Source organism: Kitasatospora sp. NPDC127060 (assembly GCF_042724935.1).
Lineage (GTDB): Bacteria > Actinomycetota > Actinomycetes > Streptomycetales > Streptomycetaceae > Kitasatospora.
Genome location: NZ_JBHXEG010000083.1, coordinates 1 through 16,374, shown reverse-complemented (window position 1 = coordinate 16,374; position 16,374 = coordinate 1). Strand labels below are relative to the sequence as shown.

At 74.5% G+C, this 16,374-nt stretch carries 15 protein-coding genes; 4 read left to right on the top strand and 11 right to left on the bottom strand.

The genetic code is table 11. The features are described from left to right. Positions 1–84: 84 nt before the first annotated feature. Positions 85–2,703: a polynucleotide kinase-phosphatase gene (locus ACFWIS_RS33015; protein WP_380461367.1), complete on the bottom strand. Its 2,619-nt coding sequence runs from the start codon at positions 2,701–2,703 to the stop codon at positions 85–87. Beyond that, positions 2,700–4,400, bottom strand: coding sequence for a 3' terminal RNA ribose 2'-O-methyltransferase Hen1 (locus ACFWIS_RS33010; protein WP_380461366.1), 1,701 nt, complete (start codon positions 4,398–4,400; stop codon positions 2,700–2,702). Before ACFWIS_RS33010 ends, ACFWIS_RS33015 begins: the two co-directional genes overlap by 4 nt. Positions 4,401–4,541: 141 nt before the next feature. Here ACFWIS_RS33010 and dapD point away from each other — a divergent pair, with 141 nt between their 5' ends. Further along, positions 4,542–5,546, top strand: coding sequence for a 2,3,4,5-tetrahydropyridine-2,6-dicarboxylate N-succinyltransferase (gene dapD, locus ACFWIS_RS33005; RefSeq protein WP_380461365.1), 1,005 nt, complete (start codon positions 4,542–4,544; stop codon positions 5,544–5,546). A gap of 152 nt (positions 5,547–5,698) precedes the next feature. On the opposite strand, the gene helR is transcribed toward dapD, so the two are convergent. Next, a complete protein-coding gene (helR, locus tag ACFWIS_RS33000; RefSeq protein WP_380461364.1) occupies positions 5,699–7,858 on the bottom strand; it encodes an RNA polymerase recycling motor ATPase HelR in 2,160 nt (719 codons plus the stop codon). A gap of 354 nt (positions 7,859–8,212) precedes the next feature. On the opposite strand from helR, the gene ACFWIS_RS32995 reads away from it, so the two are divergent. After that, complete coding sequence (locus ACFWIS_RS32995; RefSeq protein WP_380461363.1) at positions 8,213–8,449, top strand: hypothetical protein; 237 nt, start codon at positions 8,213–8,215, stop codon at positions 8,447–8,449. Here the strand turns inward: ACFWIS_RS32995 and ACFWIS_RS32990 are convergent. The 6 genes from ACFWIS_RS32990 to ACFWIS_RS32965 all read right to left on the bottom strand — a co-directional run bounded on the left by ACFWIS_RS32990 (position 8,395) and on the right by ACFWIS_RS32965 (position 13,810). Then, entirely contained in the window at positions 8,395–9,000 is a 606-nt protein-coding gene (locus tag ACFWIS_RS32990; protein WP_380461362.1) for a DUF6099 family protein, read from the bottom strand. The genes ACFWIS_RS32995 and ACFWIS_RS32990 overlap by 55 nt on opposite strands. A gap of 168 nt (positions 9,001–9,168) precedes the next feature. Continuing rightward, positions 9,169–9,555: a nucleotide pyrophosphohydrolase gene (locus tag ACFWIS_RS32985; protein ID WP_380461383.1), complete on the bottom strand. Its 387-nt coding sequence runs from the start codon at positions 9,553–9,555 to the stop codon at positions 9,169–9,171. A gap of 38 nt (positions 9,556–9,593) precedes the next feature. Continuing rightward, positions 9,594–11,018 carry an AAA family ATPase gene (locus ACFWIS_RS32980; protein ID WP_380461361.1) on the bottom strand — a complete coding sequence of 475 codons (1,425 nt, stop codon included), beginning with the start codon at positions 11,016–11,018 and terminating at the stop codon, positions 9,594–9,596. 90 nt (positions 11,019–11,108) lie between these two features. Further along, positions 11,109–11,951, bottom strand: coding sequence for a putative RNA methyltransferase (locus ACFWIS_RS32975; RefSeq protein ID WP_380461360.1), 843 nt, complete (start codon positions 11,949–11,951; stop codon positions 11,109–11,111). Positions 11,952–12,110: 159 nt separating this feature from the next. Continuing rightward, positions 12,111–12,920 (bottom strand): RimK family alpha-L-glutamate ligase, encoded by an 810-nt coding sequence (locus ACFWIS_RS32970; RefSeq protein ID WP_380524171.1) that lies wholly within the window; start codon positions 12,918–12,920, stop codon positions 12,111–12,113. After that, positions 12,917–13,810, bottom strand: a complete 894-nt coding sequence (locus tag ACFWIS_RS32965) for a RimK family alpha-L-glutamate ligase (protein ID WP_380461358.1) — start codon at positions 13,808–13,810, stop codon at positions 12,917–12,919. Before ACFWIS_RS32965 ends, ACFWIS_RS32970 begins: the two co-directional genes overlap by 4 nt. A 240-nt stretch (positions 13,811–14,050) precedes the next feature. Between ACFWIS_RS32965 and ACFWIS_RS32960 the strand changes: the two genes are divergently transcribed. Beyond that, positions 14,051–14,986, top strand: a complete 936-nt coding sequence (locus ACFWIS_RS32960; RefSeq protein WP_380461357.1) for a GNAT family N-acetyltransferase — start codon at positions 14,051–14,053, stop codon at positions 14,984–14,986. 26 nt (positions 14,987–15,012) lie between these two features. Here ACFWIS_RS32960 and ACFWIS_RS32955 read toward each other — a convergent pair whose 3' ends face one another. Together ACFWIS_RS32955 and ACFWIS_RS32950 are read right to left on the bottom strand one after the other, a co-directional pair. Then, entirely contained in the window at positions 15,013–15,441 is a 429-nt protein-coding gene (locus tag ACFWIS_RS32955; protein WP_380461356.1) for a fic family toxin-antitoxin system, toxin component, read from the bottom strand. Continuing rightward, positions 15,438–15,674 carry a toxin-antitoxin system HicB family antitoxin gene (locus tag ACFWIS_RS32950; RefSeq protein WP_270146936.1) on the bottom strand — a complete coding sequence of 79 codons (237 nt, stop codon included), beginning with the start codon at positions 15,672–15,674 and terminating at the stop codon, positions 15,438–15,440. The genes ACFWIS_RS32955 and ACFWIS_RS32950 overlap by 4 nt, the downstream gene beginning before the upstream one ends. Positions 15,675–15,991: 317 nt before the next feature. On the opposite strand from ACFWIS_RS32950, the gene ACFWIS_RS32945 reads away from it, so the two are divergent. Then, on the top strand, positions 15,992–16,186 hold the full coding sequence (locus tag ACFWIS_RS32945; protein ID WP_380461355.1) for a hypothetical protein: 195 nt from the start codon (positions 15,992–15,994) through the stop codon (positions 16,184–16,186). Positions 16,187–16,374 lie beyond the last annotated feature (188 nt).

Here is a 16,374-nt window from a genome sequence, read left to right as displayed (position 1 = left end):
GGGGGATCCCCCAGCGGGACCCCCCCTTCCTCACCCGCACCCGGCGGCGTTCGTCACCCGCGCCCGCCGGGGCGGGCCGGGTGGTCACAGGCGCGGGTCGACCGGCTCCGACTCCAGCGCGAGCACCGCGAACACCGGCTCGTGCACCCGCCACAGCGGCTCCCCCGCCGCCAGCCGGTCCAGCGCCTCCAGGCCCAGCGCGTACTCGCGCAGCGCCAGCGAACGCTTGTGGCCCAGCGAACGCATCCGCAGCCGCTCCAGGTGCTCGGTGTAGTCCGGGCCGTAGACGATCCGCAGGTACTCCCGGCCGCGGACCTTCACCCCCGGCTGCACCAGGCCACCCGGACGGCCCTCGCCGCGCGCCGTCCGCACCACCGAGGCCAGTGGCTTGACCACCATGCCCTCGCCGCCCGCCTCCGTCAGGTCCTCCCACCAGGCGGTCGCGGCGCCCACCGAGGCCTCGTCCTCGACGTCCACCAGGACCCGTCCGGTGCGGTGCAGCACGGGGGCCGCCGGGTCGTCGGCCTCCACCAGGCGGTCGATCCTGGCCAGGTGCTCGTCGTGCGGGCGCACCGCGAGGTTCGCCCCCTCGGCGGCCAGCAGCTGGAACGGTGCGAGCCGGATGCCCGACAGCCCCTCCGTCGGCCAGCAGTAGCGCCGGTACGCCTCGGTGAACGCCCGCGCGTCGGCGACGCGGCGGCGCTGGCGGGAGGTCAGCTCTCCGAGCTCCAGCCCGCGCGCGGCCGCCTGCTCCAGTGCGGACAGCACCTCCGGCAGGGCGGCGCCGGCCGCCGCGCCGACCGCGGCGTACTGGCGGCGCAGCAGCTCCACCGCCTTCAGCGACCACGGCATGAACTCGGCGTCCAGCAGCAGCCAGTCGGTACCCAACTCATCGAACAGGCCGGCCTGTTCGGCCGCGGACCGGACCCTGCCGAGCACCGCGGCGGTCAGCTCCTCGTCGTCCAGGAAGGCCCGTCCGGTCCGGGTCCAGATCGCACCCGGGCCCGCGAGCCCGAAGCGCCGCTCCAACGCGGTGCCGTCGCGGGCCACCAGCAGCACCGCGCGCGAGCCCATGTGCTTCTCCTCGCACACCAGGTGCCGCACGCCGTCCGCGCGGTAGGCGAAGAAGGCCTCCTCCGGATGCTCCAGATACCCCTCCCGGCGGGACGTCGGGCTCGGCGCCATCGTCGGCGGCAGGTAGGCGAGCAGCCGCGGGTCCAGCGCGAAGCGGCTCATCACCTCCAGCGCGGCCGTCGCGTTCTCCTCCCGGACGGCGACCCGCCCGAGCAGACCGGTCTCCACCGTCCGGCGCCCGGCCACGTCCGCGAGGTCCAGCGGACGGCCCTCGCGGGCCCCCGGCGCGTCGGTGATCAGCGGACGCACCGGGGCGTACCACTCCCGCTCCGCCTCGACGCTCACCAGCTCGCGCTCCGGGTAGCGCAGCGCGGTCAGACTGCCGCCGAACACGCATCCGGTGTCCAGGCAGATGGTGTTGTTGACGAAGCTCGCGCTCGGCACCGGGGTGTGGCCGTAGACCACCAGCGCCCGGCCGCGGTACTCCTCCGCCCACGGGTAGCGCACCGGCAGGCCGTACTCGTCGGTCTCGCCGGTGGTCTCCCCGTAGAGCGCGTGCGAGCGCACCCGGCCGGAGTTGCGGCCGTGGTACCGCTCCGGCAGACCGGCGTGGCAGACCACCAGGGCGCCGCCGTCCAGCAGGTAGTGGCTGACCAGGCCGCGCACGAAGGCGCGCACCTCGGCCCTGAACTCCTCTGGCTCCCCGGCCAGTTGGTCCAGCGACTCCTGGAGGCCGTGCGAGACCGTGACCTTCTTGCCGTCCATCGCCCGGCCGAGCTTGTTCTCGTGGTTGCCCGGCACGCAGATCGCGTGGCCGGCCGCCACCATGCCCATCACCAGGCGCAGCACGCCCGGGGTGTCCGGGCCGCGGTCGACCAGGTCGCCGACGAACACGGCGGTACGGCCCGCGGGGTGGACGGCGTCCACCGGGCGGCCCTCGGCGTCCCGGGCGAGGGAGTAGCCGAGCCGGGTCAGCAGCGTCTCCAGCTCGGAACGGCAGCCGTGGATGTCACCGACGATGTCGAACGGGCCGGAGAGGTGGCGCAGGTCGTTGTAGCGCTTCTCCAGCTCGATCCCGGCCGCCGCCACCTCCGCCTCGCCGCGCAGCACGTGCACCTTGCGGAAGCCCTCGCGCTCCAGGCCCTTGAGCGACCGGCGCAGTTCGCGGTGCTGGCGAGGCACGACGTGGGCGGGCAACTGGCGGTCCGGGCGGGAACGGTTGCGCTCGGCGCACACGCCCGGCGGGACGTCCAGCACGATCGCGATCGGCAGCACGTCGTGGGCACGGGCGATCGCCACCAACTGGCGGCGGGCCTCCGGCTGGACGTTGGTGGCATCCACCACGGTGAGGCGGCCGGCCGCGAGGCGCTTGCCGACGATGTGGTGCAGGAGGTCGAAGGCCTCGGCGGACGCCGACTGGTCGTTCTCGTCGTCGGCCACCAGGCCGCGGCAGAAGTCGGAGGAGACCACCTGGGTGGGCAGGAAGTGGCGGCGGGCGAAGGTGGACTTGCCCGCGCCGCTGGTGCCGATCAGGACGACCAGGGAGACGTCGGTGACCGGGAGACGGCGGGGGGCGGGTGTGCTCCCGGGCTGGGCCGGGGCGGGGTCGCGGGTCGCGTCGTGGGTCATCGGGTCGTGCCTCCCTCGGGTGGGGTGGTGGTCTCGGGCGTCGTGTCGGGGTTGGTGCCGGTGCTGGTGCGGGGGCCGGGGTTGGTGCCGGCGCTGGTGCGGGGGCCGGGGTTGGTGCCGGCGCTGGTGCGGGGGCCGGGGTTGGTGCCGGCGCTGGTGCGGGGGCCGGGGTTGGTGCCGGCGCTGGTGCGGGGGCCGGGGTTGGTGCCGGGGTCGATGCGGAACAGGGCGAGCTGGGTCGGCGGGCCGACCTCCGGGTCCTCCGGCCCGACCGGGCGCAGCTCCACCGTGTAGCCGTACCCCGCCGCGACCTTCTCCGCCCAGGCGCCGAACTCCGCGCGGGACCACTCGAAACGGTGGTCGGCGTGCCGGGCGCCGCCCGCCGGCAGGGTCTCCCAGCGGACGTTGTACTCGACGTTGGGCGTGGTGACCACCACGGCCTTCGGCCGGGCCGCGCCGAACACCGCGTACTCCAGCGCGGGCAGCCGCGGCAGGTCCAGGTGCTCGATCACCTCGCACAGCACCGCCGCGTCGTAGCCCTTCAGCCGGGCGTCGGTGTACGTCAGCGCACCCTGCGCCAGCGTCACCCGGGCCGCCTGCCGCTCGGGCAACCGCTCCAGGCGCAGCTTGCGGTTCGCCGCCTGGAGCGCCCGTGCCGACACGTCCACGCCGAGGATGCCGGTGAACCGGGCGTCCTTCAGCAGCTCGCCGATCAACTCGCCCTGGCCGCAGCCGAGGTCGGCGACCCGGGTCGCGCCGGTGTCACGCAGGGCGGTGAGGATCGCGGCGCGGCGCTGCTCGGCGAGGGACGGCGGGCGGGGCTCGGCGTGCTCGGTGGTGTCGACGGTCTCCTCGTCCGGCCGGTCGTCGACCGCGTTGTCGATCTCCTCCACCTCGCGGTCGTCCGCCTCCGCCAGCCGGGCCAGCTCCAGGCGCTCCATCGCGGCCCGGGTCAGCGACCAGCGGCGGGACAGGTAGCGCCGGACGATCAGGGCGCGCTCGGGGTGGGCCGCCAGCCAGCCCTCACCGGCGGCGAGCAGCTTGTCCACCTCGTCCGGGGCCACCCAGTAGTGCTTCGCACCGTCCAGCACCGGCAGCAGGACGTACAGCTGCTGCAGCGCGTCGGCCAGCCGCACCGTCTCGGAGGCGAGCACCACCCGCACGTAACGGGACTCGCCCCACTCCGGGAACGCCTCGTCCAGCGGGACCGCCGACGCCTCCACCCGCCAGCCCAGCGGCTCGAACAGTCGGGCCACCGTGGCCGGGCCACCGCCCTCGCCCGCACCGTTCGCGGGCACCGCCGGCAGCTCGATCCGCAACGGGCGGAGCAGCCCCGGCAGTTCCGGGCGGGCCGGGCAGTCGCCCTTCATCGCGGACCGGAACACCGTCCGCATCGCCACCGCGAGCAGCGAGGACGCGGCGTACGGGCGGTCGTTGACGTACTGCGAGAGCGCGAAGTCGGGCGAACCGCCCCGCCCCCGGCCGTTGCCCCGGCCCTTGCGGACCAGGGCGATCGGGTCGATGTCCAGCAGCAGCGCCGCCGTGCAGACCTCGTCCCCCGCCGCGGGGTAGAAGACGTGGGCCTCACCGTGGGACGTCGTGAACCGCTGGACCTTGCCGGGGTGCTTGTGCAGCAGGAACCCGAGATCCGTCGCCGGGCTCTCGGCGCTGCCGGTAGTGGAAATCGACATGAACACCCGGCCGAGTATCGCCCAGCGAGAGGCGTCCGGGCACCGCAATTTCCGGCCCGGTGGGCGGCCGGCCTGCGGGTCCGTCCGCCGCGTCCGGACCCTGGGCGTGTTCGGCAGCGGAGCCCCGCATTGGTTAACGTGCACCGTGTGACTGCTGAATCCACCTCGCTCGAATCCACTTCCCCGGCGAACGGCGCCGTGGCCGCCGGTCTGGCCACCATCGCCGCCGACGGCACCGTCCTCGACACCTGGTACCCCGCCCCCGCGCTGGCCGCCGAGCCCGGCCCGGCCGGCACCGTGCGTCTGACCGCCGAGCAGGCCGAGGCCGAGCTCGGCGCCGGCGCGGCCGACGCCCTGGGCGCCGACGCCCGCCGCGGCGTCGAGGTGGTCGCCGTGCGCACCACCATCGCCTCGCTGGACGAGAAGCCGCTCGACACCCACGACCTGTACCTGCGCCTGCACCTGCTCAGCCACCGCCTGGTCCAGCCGCACGGCCAGAACCTGGACGGCATCTTCGGACTGCTCGCCAACGTCGCGTGGACCAGCATCGGCCCCGTCCCGGTGGACAAGGTCGAGCAGGCCCGCCTCGCCGTCCGCGCCCAGGGCGGCCAGCTGGCCGTCTACGGGATCGACAAGTTCCCGCGGATGACCGACTACGTCGCCCCGACCGGCGTGCGCATCGCCCACGCCGACCGCGTCCGACTCGGCGCGCACCTCGCGGCCGGCACCACCGTGATGCACGAGGGCTTCGTCAACTTCAACGCCGGCACCCTCGGCACCTCGATGGTCGAGGGCCGGATCAGCGCGGGCGTCGTCGTCGGCGACCACAGCGACATCGGCGGCGGCGCCTCGATCATGGGCACCCTCTCCGGCGGCGGCAAGCAGGTCGTCTCCGTCGGCGAGCGCTGCCTGCTCGGCGCCAACGCCGGCATCGGCATCTCGCTCGGCAACGACTGCGTCGTCGAGGCCGGCCTGTACGTCACCGCCGGCACCCGGGTCACCACTCCGGCCGGCAGCGTGGCCAAGGCCGTCGAGCTGTCCGGCCAGGACAACCTGCTGTTCCGCCGCAACTCGCAGACCGGCGCGGTCGAGGTCATCGCCCGCTCCGGCTCCTGGGGCGGCCTGAACGCGGACCTGCACGCCCACAACTGACCTCCGGGCCAAGGCCCTTGGGCTGGCGGCCGGTCGAGGCCGGGTGCGGCCCGTTGCGGCCCGTCGAGGCCGCAGGGACGACGGGGGCCACAGGGACGACAGGGGCCCGGCGCGCATGTGCGCCGGGCCCCTGTCCGTAGGCAGGCGGTGCCTCAGCGACTCCGCAGGACGACGAGCTGCCGGGTGGCCCTGGTCATCGCCACGTAGCGGTCGACCGCCCCCTCCACGCCCTCGCCGAACGCCTCCGGATCGACCAGCACGACCAGGTCGAACTCCAGGCCCTTGGCCAGCTCCGGGGTCAGTGAACGGACCCGCGGCCGCTCCCGGAAGCCCTGATCGCCGATGACGCAGGCGACACCCTCGTCGTGCTCGGCGAGCCAGCCGTCCACGACCGCCGCCAGCTCCGCCACCGAACCGTGCCGGACCGGAATGCCGCTGCTACGTACCGAGGTCGGCACGTTGGCGTCCGGCAGCGCCGCCCGGATGGCCGGCTCGGCCTCCGCCATCACCTCCTCCGGGGTCCGGTAGTTGACGCTCAGCGAGGCCATGGCGGTGCGGTCGAAGCCGGCCCGGTCGAGCCGCTCCTGCCACGACTCGGCGAAGCCGTGCCTGGCCTGGGCGCGGTCCCCGACGATGGTGAAGCTCCGGGACGGACAGCGCAGCAGCAGCATCTGCCACTGCGCGTCGGTCAGTTCCTGGGCCTCGTCCACCACGATGTGGGCGAACGGGCCGGCCAGCGGCTCCGCGTCAGCGCCGTCCAGCGCGTCCTCGTCGACCAGGGTGTCCTGGAGGTCCCGGCCGCGGAGCATCGTCACCACGCCCTCCCCGTCGTCGTCGGCCTGGATCAGGTCGCCGATCACCTCCGCCATCCGCTCGCGCTCGGCGGCCACCGACGCCCGATGGCGCTGACGGCGCAGCGTCGCCCCGCGGTCCCCCAGCCGCTGCCGGGCCGCGTCCAGCAGCGGCAGGTCGGAGACCGTCCAGGCCTGCGGGGCGTGCTTGCGCTGGAGCGCGCGGACCTCCTCCGGGGCCAGGTGCGGCGCGCACATCCGCAGGTAGGCGGGCACCGACCAGAGGTCGCCGACCAGGTCGGTCGGCTCCAGCAACGGCCAGGCCCGGTTGAGCGTCTCGACCAGCTCGCGGTCCTGCCGCAGCGAGCGCCGGAACAGCTCGAGCGGGACCTCCTCCTCGCCCGGCTCCAGCTTGTCCAGCAGGATCGCGGCCAGCTCGTCCCAGATCTGCTCGCGCGCCTCGTTGTGCGGGGTGCCCGGGTCCGGCGCGTCGAAGGCCTCGGACCAGTCCCCGGCGCCCACCCAGAGGTCCGCCCAGGGGGTGCTGACCAGCAGCCCCTCGGTCGGCGGCTCCTCGTAGAACCGGACGGCCTTCTCGATCGCCCGCACCAGCTCCACCGAGGACTTCAGCCGCGCCACCTCCGGATCGGCCTCCTCCACCGCCGCCGCGCCCTCGGGCACCAAGTCCCGCAGGGTGCAGGTGCGCACCCCCTCCTCGCCGAGGCTGGGCAGGACGTCGGCGACGTAGTTCAGGTACGGCTGGTGCGGGCCCACGAACAGCACACCGCCGCGCCGGTGGCCGAGCCGGGGATCGGAGTACAGCAGGTAGGCGGAGCGGTGCAGGGCGACCACGGTCTTGCCGGTGCCGGGACCGCCGTCGACCACCAGGGCACCGCGCGAGCCGGCCCGGATGATCGCGTCCTGGTCGGCCTGGATGGTGGCGAGCACGTCCCGCATCCGGGCCGAGCGGTTGCCGCCCAGGCTGGCGATGAACGCCGACTGGTCGTCCAGCGCGGCGTGCCCGGCCAGGCCCTCGGTGGTGAACACCTCGTCCCAGTAGTCGGTGATCCAGCCACGGGTCCAGCGGTAGCGGCGGCGGCTCGCCAGGCCCATCGGATCACCGTGGGTCGCCGCGAAGAACGGCTCGGCGGCGGGCGAACGCCAGTCGACCAGCAGCCGCCGGCCCTCGCTGTCGGTCAGCCCGAACCGGCCCACGTACAGCGGCTCACCGTCCTCCGCGGTCACGATCCGCCCGAGGCAGAGGTCCAGGCCGTAACGGCGCAGGGCGCGCAACCGGCCGCTCAGCCGGTGCACCTCGATGTCCCGGTCCATCGCCGCCTGCCCGGCCCCACCCGGGGCGCGGCGCACGGTGTCGAGCTGCTCGGAGAGTTCGGCGATCGCCCGCTCCAGGCTCTCCGCGATCGCCACGAAGTGCCGCTCGTCGGCCGCGACGAGCGCGGGGTCGGCCTTGGCGGACAGCCGCTCGGGGAGGTCGAAAGCGCTGGTGGTCAGGGGGGTCATGGCATCAGCTCCGATCTGAGGCCTGCGATTGTGCGCCACCACGGGGGCCTTGCCGCAAGGCCCCCGGTGCGTTATACGTTGAGAGTGGCAAGGGGTGGGTTCTTCCCCCTTCCCCCTTCCCCCTTCCCCCTTCCCCCTCCTCCCCCCTCCTCCGCCCGCCTCGATCCGCCTCGATCCGCCTCGATCCGCGCCACCCCTAGCCGAGGCCGTGCTGCAGCGGCAACCCCGGGTCACCCGAGAGGCTTACGGCGTACCGGAGTTGGACCACATCGAGTGGTGCGCGGTGACCGGTCGCAGGAACGGTTCGTTGGTTGGTGCGGCACATCGCACCACCGATCCGAAGAGGTCCCCGTCATGTCCGAACCCTCTGCCACGCCGCAGTTCCCGAGCAGCCCGGCCGGCTCGGTCACCGGCGACCCGGCCGGGCCCGCGCCCCCCAAGACCCTGCTTGAGCAGATGCAGGAACTGCTCGCCTCGGTGACCGCGGACCTCGCCGCGCTGCAGTCCGATGCCCGGGACGCCACCCCCGCCGCTGTCTATCCGGCCGACACCGACACGTCCGGCACTCCGGCCACGCCGGGCACCCGGTAGCCCGGCGCCCTTCCCTCCTCGCTCGACCCGCCCTCGCCCGGCGGTTCGAGCCGGACCACGAGCAACGGCGCACCGTGATCGGCCCGTTCAGGCTCCGCCCCGCCGCCCCGGTCGACCGACTCGCGCAGCCGCGTGGTCACGTCCCGGCACTCCGACACCGCGTCGACCCCGTCGATGCACGTCCAGTAGAGGCTCTCGGTGTCGGCCCCACAGGCCAGCACCACGAGCGTCTCCCCGACCTCTCCCAGCAGTTCCTCCAACGACTCCAACACCGGCGCCGGTTCTCCGAGTTCGGCGAACCGACCAGCACGCCCCGCACGCACCGGGGCACCGGTGACGGCGGATCTGCCCAGACAGACCGCCGCGTGCGCCCCGGCCTCCGAGAGCTGTCGGCCGAGCCCCGCCAGGTCGTCGTCCTCCGACTCCGCCAGCCGCGCGCCCACCGCCTCGGTGAGCAGCGCGGACTGGCGCGCCTCGGCCAGTACGTCCGGTACGTGTCTGGCTTCGGCCAGCGCGTGCCGGGCCGTCCTGATCAGTCGCAGCGCCTCCATGGCCCCCGCTCCTTCCGCTTCTCGTCGCCGTCGACCGGCCCCGCCGCCGGGGCGGTCGAGTGGTCACGGGGAGAGCGTGCGGGGAGGACGGGGTGGGCCGCATCCAGCATTTCGAAAGCTGTGGATAACCCGGGGGGTGTGGATAACTTCCGTCCCCCGCAAGGGTGATCAGCCCATGTCGGGGTTGACGTCGGCCACCGTGCCCGGCACCGGGAAGCGGTCCTCGTTGCGCTCGATCTTGGCGGCGAGCGCCTCCAGCGGGTCCACCCCGACCACCGTGCAGAACTGCACCAGGTACGCCAGCACGTCCGCGACCTCGTCGCGCACCCGGTGGGCCCGCTCCGGGTCGGACATCACCTCGGCCGCCTGCTCAGGCGTGAGCCACTGGAAGATCTCCAGCAGCTCGCCGGCCTCCACGCTCAGCGCCGCCGCCAGGTTCTTCGGCGTGTGGAACGGTTCCCACCGGCGGGCCGCCGCGAACTCCACCAGCCTCAGCCGCAGCGCCTCCAGGCTCAGCCCGCCGGGCTCCGGCCCGCCCCCGGACGCCCCGTCCACCGCCGACTCCCCCGACCCCGACCTCGTCACACGCTCGTTCACGCCCCCAGGTCTACCGCATCCCCGTCCCCGGCCGCACTCGGGGAACCCCCGCCAACACCGTCCGACGACCCCGCACCGTCCGACGAACCCCCACCGCCCACCTGCCCCCCGCGCCCGCACTGGACCGGCACCCGCACCGCCTCCGGCCGCAGCACCGTCAGCCCCGTCGCCGGATCCCGCCGGCACTCCACCAGCGCCACGTCCCCCGACCGCCCGTCCTCCACCCCGAACGCCTCCCGCGCCGCCCCCGGCTCCTGCAGCGCGGCCACCACCCGCAGCTGGTTGCGCCCCGCCATGTCCCGCGCCAGCCGCAGCAGCGAGGCGGTCTGCTCACCGGCGAGCCCGGCCCCGAGGTCCTCGGCGAGCACGGTGAGCTGCCGGTGCGCCCACGGCACCTCGGCGGCCACGTCGAGGTCGAGCACCCCCGCCCCGGTCAGCAGCACCGCCGCGAAGGCGAGGTGGCGCAGCATGCCGTCGGAGGCCTGGTCGGCCCCGGTGCGCCCCAGCACGCCCTCGTCGAAGACCGCGAGCACCCGCCGCCCCGTCCCGCTCTCCCGCTCGGCGAGGGCGATCCCGAGCAGCGGGTGCGGCGCGGCCTCCTGGACGGCCCGCAGGAGCTGCCCGTACCGGCGCGGGCACTCGTGGGAGAGCCGGTTGATCACGGCGGAGATGTTGGCGGCGTTGCTGCGCAGCCGGGCCTGCGGGTCGGCCTTGGCCCAGCCGCGCATCAGCGCGGGGACGGGGTGCAGCGGGAAGACCTCGCGCAGCGCGGTGAGCAGGTCCTCGGTGGCGGCCAGGACGAGCCGCTCGCCGGTGGAGGAGCCGGCGACGCGCAGCGGCAGCTGGGCGGTGATCATGGTGCCGCTGGGAAAGGGCGCCCGGATGTCCCCCTGGCGGGTGTCGTTGTGCCAGCACACGTTGACGCGCCCGTTCCGTACGTCCTGTTCGCCGGTGTCCACCAGGGTGCGGCCGTCGAGGCTGAGCGACTCCCGGGCGATCCGGACCGTCCCGTCGGTGCGGATCACCACGTCGAGCCGGATCCGGCCGCGCGGCGAGCGGACGGTGCAGCCGAGGATGACGGCGTCCCGCCCGTGCGGCACGCAGCCGGCCAGGCCGCCGCGCACGGGGGTGGCGAGCGGGCCGGTGCGGTCCGGCAGTCCGTCCAGGGAGCCGGCGATCTCCTCGCCGAGGGCGAGCCGGGACAGTGCGGCCAGCGCGTCGAGGGCGTTCGACTTGCCCACCCCGGCGGGCCCGTGCAGCACGGTGAGCGGCGAGAGCGGCAGGACGGCCCGCCGGTAGGACTTGAAGGCGGTGAGCCGCAGCTCCTCGACGGTGGGGCGTGGCACGGGCGCCCGGTGGGGTTCCGGGGCCCCCGGGCGCAGTTGGGCCGGGCCGACGGGCGCGGCGGCGTCGCGGTTCACCCGTCGGACGTTAGCCGCAGCCCGGCGGGGCGAAACGTCCCTGCTCGCCAGATTCATCCCAACGTGGCGGCCCTATCGCACGGCGCTGACCTACGGCCGCCGGTACGCGGCCACCGTCACCGAGGCGGTCACCTCGACCGGCTCCGGCAGGTCGGCGAGGGCGGCCGCGAGCCGGTCGGGGTCGGTGTGCCAGGCGCTCGGCCCCATGCCGACGACGGTCCGGACGTCCTGCGCGGAGAGCCGCAGGGTGAACTCGACGGACCGCTGGTCGACCGGCGTCAGGTACGGGCCCAGCTTCTCGTCGATCCGGCGCTGCTTCTCCTCGTCGACCGACAACAGGCCCAGGGCGGCGACGAGTTCGCGCAGGTGGCGGGCGGTGGGCGAGACCAGCAGCAGGGTGCCGCCGGGGCGCAGCACCCGGCGGATCTCGGGGCCGTTGCGCGGGGCGAAGACGTTGAGCATCAGGTCGGCGGAGGCCTCGCGCAGCGGCAGCGGGCGCCAGGCGTCGCAGACCACGGCGCCGATCCGGGGGTGGGCCCTGGCAGCGCGGCGCAGCGCGTACTTGGAGATGTCGAGGGCCGCGCCGACCCGGCCGGGCAGGGCGTCCAGGACGTGGGCGAGGTAGTGGCCGGTGCCGGCGCCGAGGTCCGCGACCAGGCCGTCCGCTCCGCCGCCCGCGACGGAGACAGCCGTCGAGGCGAGGGCGTCGGCAATCGGCCGGTAGTGCCCGGCGGCGAGGAAGTCGGAGCGGGCGGCGACCATCTCGGCGGTGTCGCCGGTGCCGGTGTGGGCGTCGCCGGCGAGGAGGCTGACGTAGCCCTGCTTGGCGAGGTCGAAGCTGTGCCCGGCGGGGCAGCGCAGGCTGCGCTCGTGCCGGGTGAGGTCCTGCGCGCAGTGGGGGCAGGCCAGGTAGGGCTCGATGTCCTGCAGCAACGTTCCGTCTTCTCTCGCCGTTCGCCCCTGACCGGTCGGGGGCGCCAGCCAGCCTAACCACCCGCGCCCGCCGACGGCCTCCCCAGCCACCCCGGCACCGACCCGCACCCGCACCGAAGCCGCACCAGCACCCGCACCCGCACCCGCACCCGCACCGCGCTACACCGACCCCGCAGTACGCCCCCGTCCCCGCTCCCGCGCCGCCCGCAACGCGAGCCCGGCAAGCGCCTCGGGCGCACCGGGCCGCCCGCGCACCCCGGGGAAGGCGTTGACGTCCACGATCACCGGTTCGGCCGCCCCGTCCAGCAGGTCGACCCCGTACACCTCCAGGCCGAACACCTCCCCGACCCGCAGCGCGAGCGCGGCCCGCCGGGCGGACGGCACCCACTCCGGCGCCGCCTCCACCTCTCCCACCGCAACCGCGAGTTCGGAGCGCCGTCGGGCCGCGAACACCTGCCCGTCGACCACCCACAGCTTCTGGTCCCAGCCGTTGCCCGGGAGGTACGGCTGGGTGACGACCTCCTCCTGCGGCCAGCGTTCGGCGAGGTCCCGTAGCCGGGCCGGGCCGTCGACCAGCGCGACCAGGTCGTGCCGCCGGCTGTGTCGGCTCTTCACCACGAACGGGTAGGCAGGAGAAGCGAGTTCGGCCAGCTTCCCGGCCGCGACGGTGGCCGCGAACGGCAGCCCGGCGCCCCGGGCGAGCGAGGCCATCCGCACCCGGTCCTGGCAAAGCTCCGTGGCCGCCGCCGAGTTGACGACCACCGCCCCGCACCGCTCCAACTCCGCTGCCACCGCCAGCGCTTGCGGCGTACGCGCCTTGAGCAGGTAGACATCGGCGAGCGCCCCCGCAGCGACACCACCGTCGCCGATCGGCACGGCCTCCACCCGGCAGCCGCGCCGCACCAGCAGCTCGGCCGCGGCCGCGAGCACCGGGTGCCCCGGGTCGCCCGTGATCAGCCCGACCCTCATCGCAACCCACCGTCCACCAGGCCGAGTCGGTCGTACTCGTCGCCCCCGGCCGCGACCAGCGCGGGCACCGACACCGCCGTACCGCTGCGCGCGAGCCGCAGCACCGCCCGGGCGACCTTCGCCACCGCGTCCGGCACCTGCCGGAAGCTCGGGAAGTCGTTGACGTCCACCACCACCGGCCCGTCCGGCGCGAGCAGCACGTCGACCCCGTACAGGTCCAGCCCGAACACCTCGCCCACCTGCGTCGCGATCCGCGCGACGCTCCCCGGCAGCGGCACCGGCCGCTCGCGCACGCCCTGCCCGGGGTGCAGCGGGGACTCCCGCTCGGTCGCGAAGAGCTCGCCGTCGACGCAGTACACCTTGAGGTCCGTCCCGCCGTTGGGCACGTACGGCTGCGCGATCAGCAGCCCCTCGGCGGCGAGTTCGGGCCCGAGCCCGATCAGGTCGCCGGGCCCGGCCACCAGGCGCACGCCGCGCCCGGAGCTGCCGTCCGCCGGCTTGACGACCAGCGGGTACTCGGCCGCCGGGATCTCGGCGAGCCGCTCCCAACGGGCGGCGGCGTAGGTGACCGGGACAGGCAGGCCGCGCGTGCGGGCGATCACCGAGGCCAGCGCCTTGTCCCGGACGCCGCGGATCGAGCGGACGTCGTTGACGGTGGTGAGTCCCACGGCGGCGGCGGCCTCCAGCAGGGTGAGTCCGGGGCCGCCGGAGACGGTCTTGAGCACCCAGGCGTCGTGGCTGCCGGCCCGGACCGCCTCCGAGATCGCCATCAGCGAGTCACCGGGGCGCAGCACGTCCACCCGGTGACCCCACGCGGTGAGTTGACGCACCACGTCCAGCGGCATGCCGTCCCGCCGGTAGTGTTCCTCCACCAGAAAGCAGAGCCTCATGGACCTGACTTCCCCCTTGCCTCGCCGAGTGCGGACGTCCGCCGTCCCCCTCGGCAGAGCTGTGAAGGCCTCAGCATGCCCGGCGTACACGCACAAGATCGCCGCGACCTGGTAAGCGTTCGGCAACAATCGAACGCCGAGCGCCGAGCCGCCCTCGCGACACCGGCCGCCGAACCGCTCGAGCGAGCGTCCGCGCAAATACGGTGGCGCCCCACCCGCGCCCCTGCTTGGATGCACGCCGTGACTTCAGCTGATCATGCTCCGGACCACGCCCTGCTCACCGGGATCGAGCGCTACTACGACGCCGTGCCGCGCAGCGCCGCCACCGCCGAGGACTTCGGCCCGCTGACCCTGTTCGTCCGCAACGGCAGCACCGGTTGGCACTACTACGCCCGCCCCACCCCCGGCCACCACGGCCCGGCCGCCACCGCCGAGGACGTCCGCCGGGTGCTGGCGCGGCAGCGGGAGCTGGGCGTGCCGGAGGCCTTCGAGTGGGTGGCCGAGCAGAACCCGGAGCTGCGCGCCGCGGTGGAGGCGGCCGGGCTGACGGTGCACGAGCACCCGCTGCTGGTGCTCGGCCCGCAGGACGAAGCGGCCCCGGCACCGGCCCTCCCCGAGCGGGTGGAGGTCCGGGTGCTGGCCGCGGACGCCCCCGAGCTGGCCGCCGCGGTCGCTGTCCCGCACGTGGCGTTCGGCAGCCCGGGTACCGCCATCGGCGCTGCCGGATCGGCCGAACTTGCCGCCGGTGTGACCGAGTTGACGGCTGCCGGTGCGGTGGCGCGGATCGCCCGGCGGATCACCGACGGCGTCTCCGTGCTGGCCGCCGTGCTGGACGGCGGCGACGGCGGCGGCGGCGGCGAGGTGCTGTGCGCCGGCCAGCACAACCCGGTGGGCGCGGTCACCGAGGTGGTCGGCGTCGGGACGCTGCCCTCCGCCCGGCGGCGCGGGCTGGCTCTGGCGGTCACCGCGGCCCTGGTGGCGCACGCCCGCGCCAACGGCGTGCGGACGGTGTTCCTGTCCGCCGCCGACGAGGACGTCGCCCGGATCTACCGTCGGGCCGGCTTCCGCCCGTTCGCGACGGCCCTCATCGCGGAGCCCACCGTCCCGGCCGCCGCACAGGCGACTCCCGACTCCGCACGAACCACCCCCGACGCCACCCCCGGCGCCGAAGGGTAGGACGCGCCCCCGGGCGAGGACGGCACTCAGTCGTCGTCCTCGTCCTCGTCCTCCGCCCCGGTGACACCCTCCCCCTCGGCCTCGTCGACGACCCAGGTCGCCAGTCGCTCGGCGACCCCGGACACCCCCAGCCTCCCCTCCCGGATGGCCCGGGAGAGGCTGCGCACCTCACGGGCGGTGGTGGCGACGGTGCAGCCGCTGGCGACGAGATAGGCATAGGCGACGGCGGTCGCGAAGAGTTCGTTGGTCTTCTCCAGGGCGGGCACCCGGATGAGCTGGTGCATCAACGCGGCGGCGCGGTCCTGGGGTTCGGGGTAGACGGAGATGTCGAAGATCTGGGCCTGGTGCCGGGTGACGGCCGCGAGCAGCGATCCGTAGTCGGTGACCTGCGGGTCACCGGGCGTGTACTGCTCCGCGGTCATGAGCAGCCACGAGAGGTCGACCTCCAGCTTCAACGGCGCACGTCCTGGAGCTCGCCCGACTCCCCGAACTCGGCGAGGAAGGCCGTCTCGTACTCCTTCATGAACTGCGCGGCGGCGTCGATGAAGGCGCGTCCCGACTCACCCATGTCCTGCTGGACCAGGCGTTCGATGTACTGGTTCATGCTGATCCCCTGTTGCTCCGCCCGTTCCCGGGCCATCTCCGCGGTCGTGGCGTCCACTCGGACGTTCAGCTGCTTCTTGCCCATGTCGTTCAAGCTAGCGCCGAAGTGCTAGCACAACAAGGGCGCACGCTCACCGCCCGCACACCTGCCGCACGCCCCCACGCAACCTGTCCGTCACCGAACCCGCCCCACCCCTGTCACCGAACCCTCGACCGAGCCCGCCGCCGAACCCTCCCGGTGCCGTCCCGACGCCGCCCAACCCGTGACCAGGCCTACCCTGAACCCACCGGACCTACCCTGAACCCGACCGAACCTGACTTGAAGAGTCCCGAAGCATCCGGGAATCTGAACTCCCCTGAGCGTTCCCCGAGCGGCACCGACCGGTTTTGTGGAGGCCGGCAATGACAGCCATGTTCGACCAGGAGCTGCGCGAGCAGCTCGCCCAGGCCCGGCGGGACCTCGCGACAGCCCGGGCCGAAGGGGACGCCGACGGCGTCCAGGCTTACGAGGGCCGGGTCGCCTCGCTCCTCAGGCTCGCCGCCCAACACGGCATCGACCTTCCGCACAGCGCCGACGAGGAGGAGAGCAACGGGTAGCCCCCGCTCCCCACGAGAGCGCCGAGAACCACCGAGAACCGCCGAGCCCCCAACAAGAGCCCACAAACAGCGAAAGCCCACAAAGCCGAGGAGGCGGGGCCCCCCCCCACCCCCCCCCGGCGCCCCCCCGCCGCACACCGGCCCGCCCACCCCCCGCCCCACCAAACCCCCCAACAACAGACAGACGA

Bases quoted from the DNA above. Each gene is read 5' to 3' on its own strand.
- ACFWIS_RS32970 (WP_380524171.1), bottom strand. From the start codon at position 12,920: ATGAGGGTCGGGCTGATCACGGGCGACCCGGGGCACCCGGTGCTCGCG.
- ACFWIS_RS32995 (WP_380461363.1), top strand. From the start codon at position 8,213: ATGTCCGAACCCTCTGCCACGCCGCAGTTCCCGAGCAGCCCGGCCGGC.
- helR (WP_380461364.1), bottom strand. From the start codon at position 7,858: ATGACCCCCCTGACCACCAGCGCTTTCGACCTCCCCGAGCGGCTGTCC.
- ACFWIS_RS32965 (WP_380461358.1), bottom strand. From the start codon at position 13,810: ATGAGGCTCTGCTTTCTGGTGGAGGAACACTACCGGCGGGACGGCATG.
- ACFWIS_RS32990 (WP_380461362.1), bottom strand. From the start codon at position 9,000: ATGGAGGCGCTGCGACTGATCAGGACGGCCCGGCACGCGCTGGCCGAA.
- ACFWIS_RS32950 (WP_270146936.1), bottom strand. From the start codon at position 15,674: ATGGGCAAGAAGCAGCTGAACGTCCGAGTGGACGCCACGACCGCGGAG.
- ACFWIS_RS33015 (WP_380461367.1), bottom strand. From the start codon at position 2,703: ATGACCCACGACGCGACCCGCGACCCCGCCCCGGCCCAGCCCGGGAGC.
- ACFWIS_RS32945 (WP_380461355.1), top strand. From the start codon at position 15,992: ATGACAGCCATGTTCGACCAGGAGCTGCGCGAGCAGCTCGCCCAGGCC.